Annotated in this window: 15 protein-coding genes; 11 read left to right on the forward strand and 4 right to left on the reverse strand. The window is 42.2% G+C overall.

The window, feature by feature from the left end; translation table 11 throughout:
* Nucleotides 1-168 precede the first annotated feature (168 nt).
* The 3 genes from K1F36_RS04320 (at nt 169) to K1F36_RS04330 (ending at nt 3,416) form a co-directional block, all read left to right on the forward strand.
* Nucleotides 169-903, forward strand: coding sequence for a LytR/AlgR family response regulator transcription factor (locus tag K1F36_RS04320; RefSeq protein ID WP_207031314.1), 735 nt, complete (start codon nt 169-171; stop codon nt 901-903).
* A 9-nt stretch (nt 904-912) separates the two neighbouring features.
* Nucleotides 913-2,445, forward strand: coding sequence for a sensor histidine kinase (locus K1F36_RS04325; RefSeq protein ID WP_220112690.1), 1,533 nt, complete (start codon nt 913-915; stop codon nt 2,443-2,445).
* Between the two features lie 83 nt (nt 2,446-2,528).
* On the forward strand, nt 2,529-3,416 hold the full coding sequence (locus tag K1F36_RS04330) for a RimK family alpha-L-glutamate ligase (protein ID WP_220112691.1): 888 nt from the start codon (nt 2,529-2,531) through the stop codon (nt 3,414-3,416).
* An 11-nt stretch (nt 3,417-3,427) separates the two neighbouring features.
* On the opposite strand, the gene K1F36_RS04335 is transcribed toward K1F36_RS04330, so the two are convergent.
* Nucleotides 3,428-3,859 (reverse strand): hypothetical protein, encoded by a 432-nt coding sequence (locus K1F36_RS04335; RefSeq protein WP_220112692.1) that lies wholly within the window; start codon nt 3,857-3,859, stop codon nt 3,428-3,430.
* Nucleotides 3,860-4,042: 183 nt separating this feature from the next.
* The gene (locus K1F36_RS04340) at nt 4,043-4,432 is read right to left on the reverse strand and encodes a DUF2721 domain-containing protein (RefSeq protein ID WP_207031320.1); all 390 of its coding nucleotides are present in this window, start codon (nt 4,430-4,432) and stop codon (nt 4,043-4,045) included.
* 79 nt (nt 4,433-4,511) lie between these two features.
* On the opposite strand from K1F36_RS04340, the gene K1F36_RS04345 reads away from it, so the two are divergent.
* From K1F36_RS04345 to K1F36_RS04355, 3 genes are all read left to right on the forward strand, one after another.
* On the forward strand, nt 4,512-5,804 hold the full coding sequence (locus K1F36_RS04345; protein WP_220112693.1) for an aminopeptidase P family protein: 1,293 nt from the start codon (nt 4,512-4,514) through the stop codon (nt 5,802-5,804).
* Nucleotides 5,805-5,873: 69 nt separating this feature from the next.
* Nucleotides 5,874-6,047, forward strand: coding sequence for a hypothetical protein (locus K1F36_RS04350; protein WP_220112694.1), 174 nt, complete (start codon nt 5,874-5,876; stop codon nt 6,045-6,047).
* Nucleotides 6,048-6,117: 70 nt separating this feature from the next.
* Nucleotides 6,118-6,747 (forward strand): cation efflux transmembrane domain-containing protein, encoded by a 630-nt coding sequence (locus tag K1F36_RS04355; protein WP_258538932.1) that lies wholly within the window; start codon nt 6,118-6,120, stop codon nt 6,745-6,747.
* Between the two features lie 173 nt (nt 6,748-6,920).
* On the opposite strand, the gene brnQ is transcribed toward K1F36_RS04355, so the two are convergent.
* Complete coding sequence (brnQ, locus tag K1F36_RS04360) at nt 6,921-8,210, reverse strand: branched-chain amino acid transport system II carrier protein (RefSeq protein ID WP_220112696.1); 1,290 nt, start codon at nt 8,208-8,210, stop codon at nt 6,921-6,923.
* A 240-nt stretch (nt 8,211-8,450) separates the two neighbouring features.
* Here brnQ and K1F36_RS04365 point away from each other — a divergent pair, with 240 nt between their 5' ends.
* A complete protein-coding gene (locus tag K1F36_RS04365) occupies nt 8,451-8,705 on the forward strand; it encodes a hypothetical protein (RefSeq protein WP_108245934.1) in 255 nt (84 codons plus the stop codon).
* Between the two features lie 121 nt (nt 8,706-8,826).
* On the opposite strand, the gene thiL is transcribed toward K1F36_RS04365, so the two are convergent.
* Nucleotides 8,827-9,873: a thiamine-phosphate kinase gene (gene thiL, locus K1F36_RS04370; RefSeq protein WP_220112697.1), complete on the reverse strand. Its 1,047-nt coding sequence runs from the start codon at nt 9,871-9,873 to the stop codon at nt 8,827-8,829.
* 249 nt (nt 9,874-10,122) lie between these two features.
* On the opposite strand from thiL, the gene K1F36_RS04375 reads away from it, so the two are divergent.
* From K1F36_RS04375 to sufD, 4 genes are all read left to right on the forward strand, one after another.
* Nucleotides 10,123-10,452: a HesB/IscA family protein gene (locus K1F36_RS04375; protein WP_207031329.1), complete on the forward strand. Its 330-nt coding sequence runs from the start codon at nt 10,123-10,125 to the stop codon at nt 10,450-10,452.
* A gap of 40 nt (nt 10,453-10,492) precedes the next feature.
* A complete protein-coding gene (gene sufB / locus K1F36_RS04380; protein ID WP_220112698.1) occupies nt 10,493-11,938 on the forward strand; it encodes a Fe-S cluster assembly protein SufB in 1,446 nt (481 codons plus the stop codon).
* Nucleotides 11,939-12,042: 104 nt separating this feature from the next.
* The gene (gene sufC / locus K1F36_RS04385; RefSeq protein ID WP_220112699.1) at nt 12,043-12,795 is read left to right on the forward strand and encodes a Fe-S cluster assembly ATPase SufC; all 753 of its coding nucleotides are present in this window, start codon (nt 12,043-12,045) and stop codon (nt 12,793-12,795) included.
* Nucleotides 12,796-12,873: 78 nt separating this feature from the next.
* Nucleotides 12,874-14,190, forward strand: coding sequence for a Fe-S cluster assembly protein SufD (sufD, locus tag K1F36_RS04390; RefSeq protein WP_207031332.1), 1,317 nt, complete (start codon nt 12,874-12,876; stop codon nt 14,188-14,190).
* The last annotated feature ends 7 nt before the right edge of the window (nt 14,191-14,197 follow it).

A 14,197-nucleotide genomic window follows, 5' to 3' on the forward strand; every position in this document is an offset into this window, starting at 1 on the left:
ATGCTGGCTGGTTGTTTTTTATTGCCAATGGGACGTTCCTTTCTTTTTTGGAAAGATTTACCATTCGTACAGCATACATGTAGCTTACACACCATTTTGTGTTAAATATCACTATGGTTGGGTTTTGTAGCGGTTCAATTTATAATTTGGGGTAAAGAAGAAACCATCATGAGGGTAATTATTGTAGATGACGAGTTGGCCGCTATAAATAGCTTGTCTTGGGAATTGAGGAAACACTCGGACTTTATCTCGATCATTGAAACATTCACCTCTCCCGTAGAGGCCATATCGGGAATCAATTACCTAAAGCCCGATTGTGTTTTTTTGGATATTGAAATGCCCGAAATGAGCGGGTTCTCTCTTTTGGAAAAATTGGAATACCGCAACTTTGCCATAGTTATCACCACAGCATACAATCAATATGCCATTAGGGCCATTAAGGAAAGCGCGGTGGATTACCTTTTGAAACCGGTAGATCAGGATGATATTTTGGGCGTGGTGGAAAAGCTGAAAAAGCTGAATGGAGCGCAAAGTTTCAAACACCAATTCGAACAAACGTTTGAGGCGCTTTCCCGGGCAAGTTCACCACAGATCGTCCAGATTCCGGTAAGTGGAAAGATTTTGTTCTTGCGTGTGAACGAAATTGTGTATTGCGAATCGGACGGGAATTACTCAAAAGCCTTTTTGGAATCCGGAGAACAGTTATTGGTATCAAAAAAACTGAAAGAGCTGGAGGACATGCTTCCCAATCGAATGTTCTTCAGGGTACACAATTCCTACATCGTCCATTTGCTAAAGGTAAAAGAGTATTTGCGGTCCGAAGGGTACTTGGTCTTGTTGAACCAAAAGAAAATACCTGTTTCAAGGACCAAAAAAGAGGCTTTTTTAAATAGGATGAGCTAATATGCCCTTATGCTGAAAAATTTGACAGACTTCTTCAAGGAAAGTAACCAAAATGGATTTGGTTTCTTTGTGGTTTCCGTACTGTTCTATCTTTTTGTTTTTTTTCTGATACAGTTTTTTCAGCATAAGAAAAGATTTTACCTCTTTTACTGTTTATATGCCCTGGTTACCGGCGTTACGTTGATGAAATATGTGGAAGGTGCCTTTTTTTCGGACTTTTTTCATAGTCCTTCCGGAAGAGGCTTTGTAGCCTGGGTTCATTACCCCACACAATTGTTTGCCTCGATGCTGTTCAGCTTTTTTGTCCTGGACATCATGCAGCTCAAAAACGGACATCCCAAATTCGTTAAATGGGCATACCGGGCCTATTTGGGCGTTGCCCCGATATATTTGACCTTATGGGCCGTTCAATTGATGAATCGCCGATCTTACCTGATTGATTATTTCCATGGGTTTTTCTTTTTGCCCATGAGCTTGATCGTGTTTGTGGGAGGATTCTATTTGGTACTGAAACAGGATCGCATAATCAAGTGGTACATCCTATCGGGTATGTCGGCACTTTTTGTTTCCTACCTCATCATCACTTTGTATTCGTTTAAGGATAGTAGGGCCAATGACGAAACACTGTATATTTTTTACTTGGGGGTATTGTTGGAAAGTCTCTTGTTTGCCCTCGCCATTGGTTTAGAGCAAAAAATGGTCTATAGGGATAAGGCCCAAGTACAGAAAAAATACATAGATCAGCTAGAAGAGAACCAAGTGATCAAGGAGAGTATTAACCGAACACTGTCGGATGAACTTTTGCAGACCAAGGCCGAAATAGAGGGGCTCAGTTCGGAAGCCCAAAGGGAAAGAACCGAAAAACTCACCATGAAAATGGAGAACAGGTTCGCACAGCTCAAGCTCGATGCCCTGCGCAGTCAAATGAACCCTCATTTTATTTTCAATGCGCTCAACTCCATCAAATCCTATTTGATAGAAAACAATCAAGAAAAGGCCATTTATTACTTGGGAAGGTTTTCCAAGCTTATCCGTGGAATCTTGGAAAGCTCAAGGAAGGACCTTGTCACCTTAAAAGAGGAGTTGGCCATTATTGAAATGTACACTGAAATTGAAAGTGACCGATTCAAAAACAATATTGAATACATTGCCGAAATTGACGATGGAGTATCTACGGACGCTATTTTGATTCCCTCGCTCATATTACAGCCCTTTGTGGAAAATTCCATTTGGCACGGACTCACAACAAAAAGCGGTAAAAAGCGGTTGATTATTAAAGTCCAGGAAAGCGAGAAAGAGGACTGTCTTAAGGTTATAGTGGAAGACAATGGTGTGGGACGACAGGCTTCCCGTCTTAAAAACCTTCAAAATCCGCTCAAGGGCCAATCATTGGGATTGTCAATAGTTCAGGATCGGTTGGATTTTTTTTCCAAAAAATACCACGAAGATTTCAGCTATACCATTTACGATATAAAAGACGAAGAAACTGGAAAGGCACTGGGAACAAGGGTAATCGTGAACCTGCCAAAACTTATGGTGTAAATCCAATTGGAATCAAAAGAAAAACGGCCGGCAAAAGGAAAATCCAAATAATTGTCCGAATTTGGATAAAATTTAAAGAACCGATGGACGTTGCCATACTTTCCGTGAGCTTAAATGTATATTCTTCTGGGAGAATTGCCGAGGAGTTTGAAAAGGCAGGCCATTATGTAGAGCATATCGATCACACAAAGTGCTCGGTACAATTGGGAGGGGACAAGCCACAAATTTTTTACGGAACCGAGAATATTACGGATGATTTCGATGCCATTGTCCCCAGAATAGGAACCACTGTTACCAGGCATGGCGCTGCCATAGTAAAACAGTTTGAGATGAACCATGTATTTAGCACGGCAAAGTCTCTTGGAATCATTCGGGCAAGGAACAAGGTTTCTACCCTACAAATGATGTTCAAAAAGGGAATTCCAGTACCAAAAACGGTGTTTTCCATCAACCCCAATAATGTGGAGCACCAGATTGAACTTTTGGGCGGAGCCCCGGTGATCATCAAACTGCAGGAAGGAACCCAGGGCAAAGGGGTTATCTTGGCCGAAAGCAAAAAATCTGCAAAATCTGTCATAGATACCCTGTACAATATGAACACAAGCATTTTGTTGCAAGAGTATATCGAGGAAGCCAATGGCGAAGACCTTCGGATAATTGTTGTGGACAATAAAATTGTGGCCAGCATGAAGCGAACCAGCGGACTGGATGATTTTAGGTCCAACGTTCATCGTGGTGCCGAGACACAAAAAGTACAATTAACGCCCAGAGAAAAGTTTATGGCGATAAATGCCACCAAACATTTGGGGCTAGGTGTGGCCGGGGTGGATTTGATTCGGTCAAAGAACGGTCCTTTGTTGATCGAGGTGAACGCCTCGCCCGGCTTAAAAGGAATTGAGGCCGCAACGGGTGTCAATGTGGCCAAAAAAATAGTTCAGTTCGTGGATAAAAATGCTAAACGTAGCAGATAAAGCAAACGCATTTACGTATGCTGGTCAATTTCGCTATTGTTGATTTTGGCAACGCTCCATCCTACGGCATCTTCAAGACTTGAGAACTGACGTATTTTATCTTGGAAGAATAATTTTTCTAAAATCACACTTGTCAATCCGCTATTGTTGTAGGCAACAATGGAATAGAATTCCAGTTTATGGCGATTTTTGTAAAACTTTAGCCAATCCGTGGGTACAACGGAATAATTGTTAATTCGATTGCTGATATAGGCAATTGGCCTATCCTTTCCTGAGACTTCGTAAGCTACATCTATTATTTTTTCCGCTTTGGACCAATTAAAGGTTTCACCTTCGTTCATTTCTGAGATGACCAATCCATCAAAAAAATAAAAAGTGCCAAACTCATATTCCCTGATCTGTTTTATTTTTTTAAAAAACTCCAAATCCTTAACACGCTGCATAAATCTATTCTTGAGGATATATAAAAATTACTCGGCAAAAGTAAATGTAAGCGATTGTTCCATTATGGTCGGGTTTACCAATGGACAGTTAGGATTGGTGCAAGGGCCTTTTCAATTGACGATTGTATTTTTAGTAACAGAACGGTAACGAAGTATTCTTACATAGATTGTTTTAATGCCTGATTATTTCTCCATATTTTTTAACTGAATCCCTAGAGCTTTTGTAGATAGCTGTACTTCTAAAAGAGAGAGAATCAAGGAGATCATTAAAAAAACCAAACTTATGCCAAAAATAATGTTGGCCCAAACCTCCATTTCCACATAAACAAGGAACATGGTCACTGCTGCCAGCAAAAAACTGATAATGGCCGACGCCTGCATATTTTTTATAATACCCAAACGGTTTCTCAGCTGATTGATTTGTTGCTTTAGGGGCTGGGCGGAAGTCTCCTCGAACTGTTTGTGGAGTTGCCTGATCAGTGCCGCAATGGCCAAATATCTTGCATTATAGGCCAGCATGGTCAAAGAAATAGCAGGAAAAAGTAGGGCGGGGATGCTAAGGTTGAGTTGCATTTTTTCAATTTGATATGGAAGGTAAGAATTTGTCTTCGGTAACGCAATTACCTAAATTTGGGCAAATCAAAATTCAACTATGAAATACTTCCAGATAGACAGTAATCTTTTTGTGAAAAACCGCAAGAAATTTATGGCCCACATGCGGCCCAAAAGTATTGCGGTATTCAACTCCAACGATATTTATCCCATTGGGGCTGATAGCACCCTGCCCTTTGAGCAGAACCGCGATCTATTCTACTTGAGCGGCGCCGACCAAGAGGAAACTATTTTGTTATTGTTCCCAGATGCAATGGATTCGAAGCATAGGGAAATTCTTTTTGTTAGGGAAACCAATGACCATATTGCCGTTTGGGAAGGCGCAAAGCTCACCAAAGAAAAGGCCACCGAAGTATCCGGGATAGAAACCGTGTATTGGCTCACCGATTTTGACAAGATCTTTTTTGATCTGATGACCGAAGCGGACACCATATATTTCAACACCAATGAGCATTACCGCCAAGCGGTGGAGACGCAGACCCGTGAAGATCGTTTCATAGAAAAATGCAAGAAAGAGTACCCTGCGCACCAATGGGCCAAAAGCAATCCCATTTTGCAGAATATCAGAGGGGTAAAAGAACCCGAGGAAATTGAGTTGATGCAGAAGGCATGCGATATTACCGAGAAGGGATTCAGGCGCATATTGGGGTTTGTAAAGCCCGGTGTTTGGGAACACGAGATGGAAGCCGAGTTCCTTCACGAATTTGTCCGTAACCGCTCCAAAGGTTTTGCCTACAGTCCAATTATAGCCTCTGGAAACAATGCCAACGTACTACACTATTTGGAGAATAACCAAGAAGTGAAGGATGGTGATATGATTCTTTTGGATCTTGCCGCTGAGTACGCCAACTATTCCAGTGACATGACCCGGACTATTCCTGCCAACGGGAGATTTACCGACAGGCAAAAAGAAGTATACAGCTCTGTGCTCCGTGTTAAGGATGAAGCCACTAAAATGTTGGTTCCGGGTACCATTTGGGCCGAATACCACAAAGAAGTGGGAAAATTGATGACTTCCGAATTAATAGGCTTGGGCTTATTGGACAAGGCCGATGTGCAGAATGAAAACCCAGATTGGCCAGCGTACAAAAAATACTTTATGCATGGCACCAGCCACCATATTGGATTGAATACTCATGACTACGGAGAATTAAAAACACCGATGAAAGCCAATATGGTATTTACGGTGGAACCAGGAATCTACATTCCGGCAGAAGGAATGGGTGTCCGTTTGGAGGATGATGTGGTCATTCAAGAAAAAGGAGAGCCATTTAATTTAATGCGCAACATCCCTATCGAGATTGAAGAAATCGAAGAGTTGATGAACAAGTAAATAGTCATATCGAGTGCAGTCGAGATACAGCTATTCATTGTTGGCTCCAAAGGACAAAAAAGATACAATATGAATCTAATTTGGTTGATTCAACAATCAAACATTGAAAAAAAGATAGCGGAAGCTCCCGACAGTGCCTACGAGATAGGCGTAGTGATCGGGAGTTACCTTCCTTTCGTGGCGTTGGCCGGTATTGCCTATGCCATTTATCACTATAATAAAAAGAAACGGGGCTCGGAATAGATATGTTACATGTATCTTTTGCCTTTTCCATACAAAAAAGCGAACTTCAACAAAAGCAAATTCGTATAGTTTGGAAAAGCAGCATAAACTTTACCGTACCGCATTTGTCCTAGCACTTATCACCATTTTCTATAACGTGGTGGAAGGCATAGTTTCCACATATCTTGGTTTTGAAGATGAAAGCCTTGCCCTTTTTGGTTTTGGCACGGACAGTTTTATCGAAGTCATCTCGGGATTGGGTATTGCCCATATGGTACTGCGCATCCAAAGGAACCCCGAAAGCAATCGGGACAATTTTGAGCGCACAGCTTTAAGAATTACAGGTGTTGCCTTTTATATTTTGTTCACAGGTCTTGTAGTATCGAGCGTATACAATATTTGGACCGGCCATAAACCACTGACCACTTTTTGGGGCGTCATCATTTCCTTCATATCCATACTCATTATGTGGATTTTGGTCTGGTGGAAGAGGAAAGTGGGGCGGGAACTTGATTCGGCTCCCATTTTGGCAGATGCCAACTGTACCTTGGTCTGTGTGTACATGTCCATTATCCTTTTGATAAGTAGTGGCGTTTATGAACTTTTCAAAATTCCTTATGTGGATAGTTTGGGAACCTTGGGCTTGGCCTATTTTGCGCTTTCTGAGGGAAAGGAATGCTTCGAGAAAGCTAAAAGTGACAAACACTGTTGTTGTGATTAAGAATGATTTAGCTTTCCACTAAAAAAACTGAGACCCATTCATTGTCCAGGGGACACCATGAGTCAAATAGATCTTAAACATATCTGGACAGAATGGTGGGAGAATTTAGAGGAGGGGCTGCCTAAGGCAGAAGCGGACGATATTGCTGACAGGTTTGAATATTCGACAACCTTTTAACTTTTCTCACCTAGATTTGCGACGATAAAAACAACCAATGCGGGCAAAACCCACCCCATTTGATGTTGGCCCAAGGGAATCCAATCTACATAACGCGAAATGTGTTCGCCCAGTCCAATGCTTCCCAAAAAATCAGGAATACTGAACAGGATTGTAGTGCCGACAACCCATCTGAACACTTTTTCAGAAGCGTATTTCTCAGGAGCAACGTTCAGTAAAATCAAAATGATAGTTATGGGATATATAAACATTAAAGCAGGCACGGCCACAGTAATAATGTAGCCCACATCGAACTGACCTATTAAAACACCAAGTACACAACCTATAAAAGCTGTGATTCGGTACGCCCATAAAGAATCGTTGAACCGGCCTTTTATAAAATCTGAAGTGCCCGTCACAATTCCGACAGCAGTGGTAAAACAGGCCAAGCTTACCAGTATGCTCAATAAAAGATTGGCTGTTTCGCCCAGAGTTTTTGTGCTTATTCCACGTAAGAGTGCTGTTCTGGTTATTTCGTTGTCAAAAGAGTTCCCAAACAAGGCCCCGGTGAGAATCAGTCCTCCGTAAACTAAAAATAATCCAGCACCTGCCCAAAGACCTGCCCTCCTTATGAGTCTTCGTTTTTCTTCATAAGAAGCAGCTTTTTCTTTGATGTTGACCGATATTATGATTACGGCACCAACCACAACGGCACCGATGGCATCAAAGGTTTGATAACCCTCCAAAATACCGGAACTAAAAGGTTGACTCATATGAGAAGGGACAAAATCAAAATCCAAGGTAAATATGGCGGTCATGATGATGACCAAAAGGATGATAAGGATACCAGGGGTCAATATTTTTCCAAGAGCATCCAGAACTTTGGTTCTGTTGGTGGCAAAAACAAAAACCAACATAAAGTAGATAAGGCTGGTAAGTAACGATGATGAACCCCAAAAAGGCTGAATTGCCATTTCGTGGGTTACCGATGCTGTTCGTGGCGATGGCAAAGCAATTGCAATTGCGTAAATCAAATAACAATATACTACACTAAATGATGGAGATACTTTTTTTGCAAAATCGAACAGGGTGCCCTGTAGTTTGGAATGGGCCACTATCCCTAAAATAGGAACAAGTGCTCCCGAAATACAGAAGCCCAAGGCCACCAACCACCATAAATCACCCGATTTAAACCCCAGCAATGGTGGCAAAACCAGATTACCCGCTCCAAAAAACAGGGAAAAAAGCGCAAATGCAGTGACGGTTAACGATTTTTTATTGATGGATTGTTGATAATTTGTTTTCAATACGGTATCTTACAAAAGCGTTTTTTGACGGAAAAAGGCGACTTTTTATCGATTTTGAGGTATTTCATCGAAAAAAATATTATCTCGATACATTTACAAAATAAAAAGTTATCAACATTCGTTCCTATAAAAGTTGAATCTCAAAAATAATTTATAACAAAAAATTACCATTAACCAAAGTAAGCATTTTTCGAAGCCCCATTTCGTAATTATATGCTTTTCTCCAAACTACACCCGCCTATGAAAACAACTACTACGCAGCATGGCAACAAATTTTCTTCCTTCTTTTGCAGCTTGTTCGGACACCATTATACGGTTTCCAAGAAAGTGACTCATCACATAAAGGAGTACAAATGCATTCACTGCCAAAAACAAGTTACAACAGATGTCAGCGGAAAGCTCTCCGCCTTGACACCTCAAATGCAAGAGATCAACAGTACACTGGAAGACATGTACAGAAAAAGGCAAAGTAGGGTAGTGCACCAAGTGGCATAGCCCTTATTTGTTTTAGGAAAAGGCCCAAATCTTATCCCGGAAACTTAAGTAATTACCTACTGCTAATGGTTGCGTGCCCCAATGCCATGATGTAGGGATGCCCTTGATTTTCGGGATTTTTTTATTTATTGAAAGAGTTCCAGCCCTGTGCGGTAATCGGAATTTTTGTCTCCGCCCTAGTAATTAAATGGATTCCTTCATTCTTTTCCGTCATATGTCCAATTACCGTCAAGTTGGGGTTTCCTTTGATCTTGGGAAAATCTGCTTGGTCAATAGTGAACAACAACTCATAATCCTCACCGCCGCTCAAGGCAATCATGGTGCTGTCCATTTTAAATTCTTCGGATGCGGAAATCACCGTGGGATCCAATGGGATTTTCTCTTCAAAAACATTGCAGCCAATATCACTATGCTTGCATAAATGAATTACTTCCGAAGAAAGGCCGTCGCTGATGTCGACCATGGAAGTCGGCCTTACCCCTAATTTTTTGAGCAGTTCCACAATGTCTTTTCGTGCTTCCGGCTTTAATTGCCTTTCTACGATATAAGAATAGGGTTCAAGATCGGGCTGACTGTTCGGATTTACCTTGAACACCTCTTTTTCGCGCTCCAATACCTGAAGGCCAAGATAGGCACCTCCCAAATCGCCAGAAACTACCAATAAATCGTTGGGCTTGCTGCCTTTTCGGTAAACGATGTCGTTCTCATCCGCAGCGCCGATTGCAGTTACGCTTACGATCATTCCCCTTGTGGAAGAGGTGGTGTCTCCACCTACCAAGTCAACATTGTATAGCTTGCATGCAAGTGCTACTCCTTCATAAAATTCTTCGAGCGCTTCCAAAGGAAACCGGTTGGAAATGGCCAAAGAAACTGTAATCTGTGTGGCCATGGCGTTCATGGCGTAGATATCGGAAAGATTCACCATCACCGATTTATAGCCCAAGTGCTTCAAGGGCATATAGCTCAGGTCAAAATGAACCCCTTCCACCAACATGTCGGTGGACACAATGGTTTTTTTGCCATTATGATCCATTACGGCGGCGTCATCGCCCACCCCAACTATGGAAGATGGTTGTTTCAGTTCAAAGTTTTTGGTAAGTTGGTCGATCAGGCCAAATTCGCCCAATTCTTCCAAAGATGTACGTTCTTGATTCTTGTCTTCTAGCATTTTGCAAAAATAATGAGGATAATCGTAAATCCTGTAGTCGGACGGGACATAAAATTTTTTTCGGCAAAAACCTGTCAAAAGTCATTAAGAATACTTGCAAATTCACGACTGATGGGACTTGTGGTCAAATTGGACTAATTTTTCATAGGAAACACCTATGGAATCATTCGTTATATTAATGTTAGTTGCTATGGTAAAACCCTTTAGATACAGTATATTTGTAGGCTATTTAGATTAAATTCAAGTAAGATGATTAAGGTTTCAGAATCAGCAAGGCACAAAGTGGTGTCGCTTATGACCGAAGAAGGTTATAATGCGACCACGGACTATGTGCGCGTTGGCGTAAAGAGCGGAGGGTGCAGTGGATTGTCTTATGAATTGACCTTTGACAATTCCGCTACAGATACAGATAAGATTTTTGAAGATAACGATGTGAGAATCATCGTGGACAAAAAAAGCTTTTTGTATTTGGTGGGCACCACATTGGAATATTCCGGAGGTTTGAACGGAAAGGGTTTTGTGTTCAACAACCCCAACGCTCAGCGAACCTGCGGATGTGGAGAAAGTTTTTCACTATAAACATTGACTCAAAGCCTGTAATTGGCTAATTTAAAAATATATGGCTTATACAGAAGAAGAATTAAAGAAAGAATTGGAGACCAAAGAGTACGAGTATGGTTTCTACACGGACATTGAATCGGATACCTTTCCAAAAGGGTTGAACGAGGACATTGTTGTCGCCATTTCCAAGAAGAAGGAAGAACCCGATTGGATGACGAAGTGGCGATTGGAAGCATTCCGTGCCTGGAAACAAATGGAAGAACCCGAATGGGCGAACGTAAAATACCAAAAACCCGACTTCCAAAACATTTCCTATTACTCGGCTCCCAACAAAAAACCGAAGTACGATAGCTTGGACGAAGTAGATCCAGAATTACTGGATACGTTCAAAAAATTGGGAATTTCGGTAGATGAGCAGAAAAAGTTGGCAGGTGTTGCGGTGGATATCGTAATGGATTCCGTATCCGTGGCCACCACTTTCAAAAAAACATTGGCCGAAAAAGGAATTATTTTTTGTTCCATTTCCGAAGCTATCAAGGAGCACCCTGAATTGGTGAAAAAATATTTGGGAACCGTAGTTCCGCAAAAGGACAATTTTTACGCGGCATTGAATTCAGCGGTGTTTTCCGATGGATCTTTCTGCTACATTCCAAAAGGAGTGAGGTGTCCTATGGAACTTTCCACTTATTTCCGAATCAACCAAGCGGGAACTGGACAGTTCGAGAGGACCTTGGTCATTGCCGAAGAAGGCAGTTATGTGAGCTATTTGGAAGGATGTACTGCCCCGATGCGGGACGAGAACCAATTGCACGCAGCAGTGGTAGAGCTTATAGCCCTGGACAATGCTGAAATCAAATATTCCACAGTTCAGAACTGGTTCCCTGGCAACAAAGAGGGAAAAGGGGGCGTTTACAACTTTGTGACCAAACGCGGACTCTGTGAAAAGCATGCCAAAATTTCTTGGACGCAGGTCGAGACAGGTTCTGCGGTAACATGGAAATACCCATCGTGTATTTTGAAAGGTGATTATTCCATTGGTGAATTTTATTCCATTGCCGTGACCAACAATTTCCAACAAGCAGATACAGGGACCAAAATGGTTCACTTGGGCAAGAATACCAAGAGTACCATCATTTCCAAAGGTATTTCAGCAGGACAGTCACAAAACAGTTACCGTGGATTGGTGCAGGTGAACAGTCGTGCCGAAAATGCAAGGAACTTCTCCCAATGCGATTCCCTATTGATGGGCAACCGTTGCGGGGCGCATACGTTCCCCTACATTGAGGTCAAGAACAAAAGTGCACAGATAGAGCACGAGGCCACGACCAGTAAGATTGGCGAGGACCAGATTTTCTACTGTAACCAAAGGGGAATCGATACCGAAAAGGCCATTGCCTTGATCGTAAACGGATTTAGCAAGGAAGTATTGAACAAACTGCCAATGGAATTTGCCGTAGAAGCTCAAAAACTATTGGAAATCAGTTTGGAAGGCTCCGTAGGATAACTTCGGCTGCCTGCCCGTCAGGCAGGCGCTCAGCTACCCAATCCAATTTGGTGATTGAGCGAAGTCGAAATCACAATTATTAAGACAGAACACAATTTTACAAAATGCTAGAAATAAAGAACTTACACGCAAGCGTAGACGATAAAGAAATCCTTAAGGGAATCAACCTAAAGGTGAACGCAGGAGAGGTACACGCCATTATGGGCCCCAACGGCTCCGGTAAAAGTACCTTGGCCGAAGTAATCGCAGGACAGGAGGAATTTGAAGTAGGCGAAGGAAGCATTCTTCTGGAAGGGGAAGACTTGGAAGAACTTTCCCCAGAAGAAAGAGCCCACAAAGGAGTGTTCCTATCGTTCCAGTACCCAGTTGAGATTCCAGGGGTATCGGTGACCAATTTTATGAAGACCGCTATCAACGAATCCAGAAAAGCACAAGGTTTGGAAGATATGCCAGCCAACGAAATGCTCAAGAAGATTCGCGAGAAGTCCGAAATGTTGGAAATCGACAGAAAGTTCCTTTCACGTTCCTTGAACGAAGGATTCTCCGGAGGGGAAAAGAAACGTAACGAAATCTTTCAAATGGCTATGATGGAACCCAAATTGGCCATTTTGGACGAGACCGATTCCGGTTTGGACATTGATGCCCTTCGTATCGTTTCCAATGGTGTAAACAAATTGCGCAGCAAGGACAACGCCATCATCGTGATTACACACTACCAACGATTGTTGGAGTATATCGTTCCTGATTTTGTGCACGTGTTGTACAACGGAAAAATCGTAAAATCCGGAACCAAGGAATTGGCCCTGGAACTGGAAGAAAAGGGATACGACTGGTTAAAAGAAGAAGCTGCAGTTTAAAAAACAGATGTAAGACTTCAGACAACAGGTTTCAGAATACTTAAAACTGAAAACTGACCACTGAAAACTTAAAAAGATATGGATTTAAAGGAAAAATTAGTCTCCTCTTTTATGGCTTTTGAAGATGGTTTGGATTTAGATCATCCAGTACATGAGGAAAGATCCAGTGCCATAAAGAATTTTGAGACCAAGGGCTTCCCGACAAAAAAGGATGAAGCTTGGAAATATACCTCGTTGAGGGGCTTGGAAAAGATAGATTTCAGCATCTTTCCAAAGCACGAGACCACGTTGGAATACAAGGATGTGAAAAAATACTTCCTCCACGAGATAGACACCTACAAGATTGTTTTCGTTGATGGGGTGTATAGTTCATACCTGTCCGAAACCACACATGATGGCGTAGATGTCTGTTTGATGAGCTCTGCCTTCAGTAAGCCCATGTTCAAACAGGTGATAGAGGTGTATTTCAACAAAGCGGCCTCCAAAGATGAGTCGTTGACCTCTTTGAACACAGCGTTCAGTAAAGAAGGTGCCTATATCTACATTCCAAAGAACAAAATGCCGAAGAAGCCTATCCAAATTTTGCATTTGGCCACTGGCAAGGAACCAGCCTTGATGTTGCAACCCCGTAACTTGATCGTTGCCGAGGACAACGCTGAGGTTCAAATTATAGAACGCCACCAAAGTTTGACGGGGAATGAAGTGTTTACCAACTCCGTGACCGAAATTTTTGCTGGCAAGGACGCCATCGTGGACTACTACAAAGTTCAGAACGATGAGCCTACCGCCTCCTTGGTGGACAATACATATATCTCACAAAAAGATAGCAGCGTTGTAAGGGTGCATACGTTCTCCTTGGGTGGAAAATTAATCCGTAACAACCTGAACTTTTACCAGAACGGGGAGCGTATCGACTCTACCTTGAAAGGGATTACGATTTTGGGCGATAAACAGCATGTGGACCACCACACTTTGGTGCACCACGCACAGCCCAATTGTGAGAGCCATCAAGATTATAAGGGTATTTTCGGGGATAGCTCCACAGGAGTGTTCAACGGAAAGATCATTGTGGACAAGATTGCCCAAAAGACGGATGCCTTTCAGCAGAACAACAATATTTTGTTAAGCGATAAATCGACCATCAACTCAAAACCCCAATTGGAAATCTTCGCGGACGATGTAAAATGTTCGCACGGTTGTACCATTGGTCAGTTGGACGATGAAGCGCTCTTTTATTTGAGGTCAAGAGGAATTCCAAAAAAAGAAGCCAAGGCTTTGCTGATGTACGCTTTTGCCAACAACGTTTTGGAAAGTGTGCGTATCCCAGAGTTAAAGCTGCGGATCAATAAGATCATTGCGGATAAACTGGGTGTACGCATGGGCTTTGATCTGTAAAACAAAC

This window comes from Flagellimonas abyssi, assembly GCF_019457905.1.
GTDB classification, from domain to species: domain Bacteria; phylum Bacteroidota; class Bacteroidia; order Flavobacteriales; family Flavobacteriaceae; genus Flagellimonas; species Flagellimonas abyssi.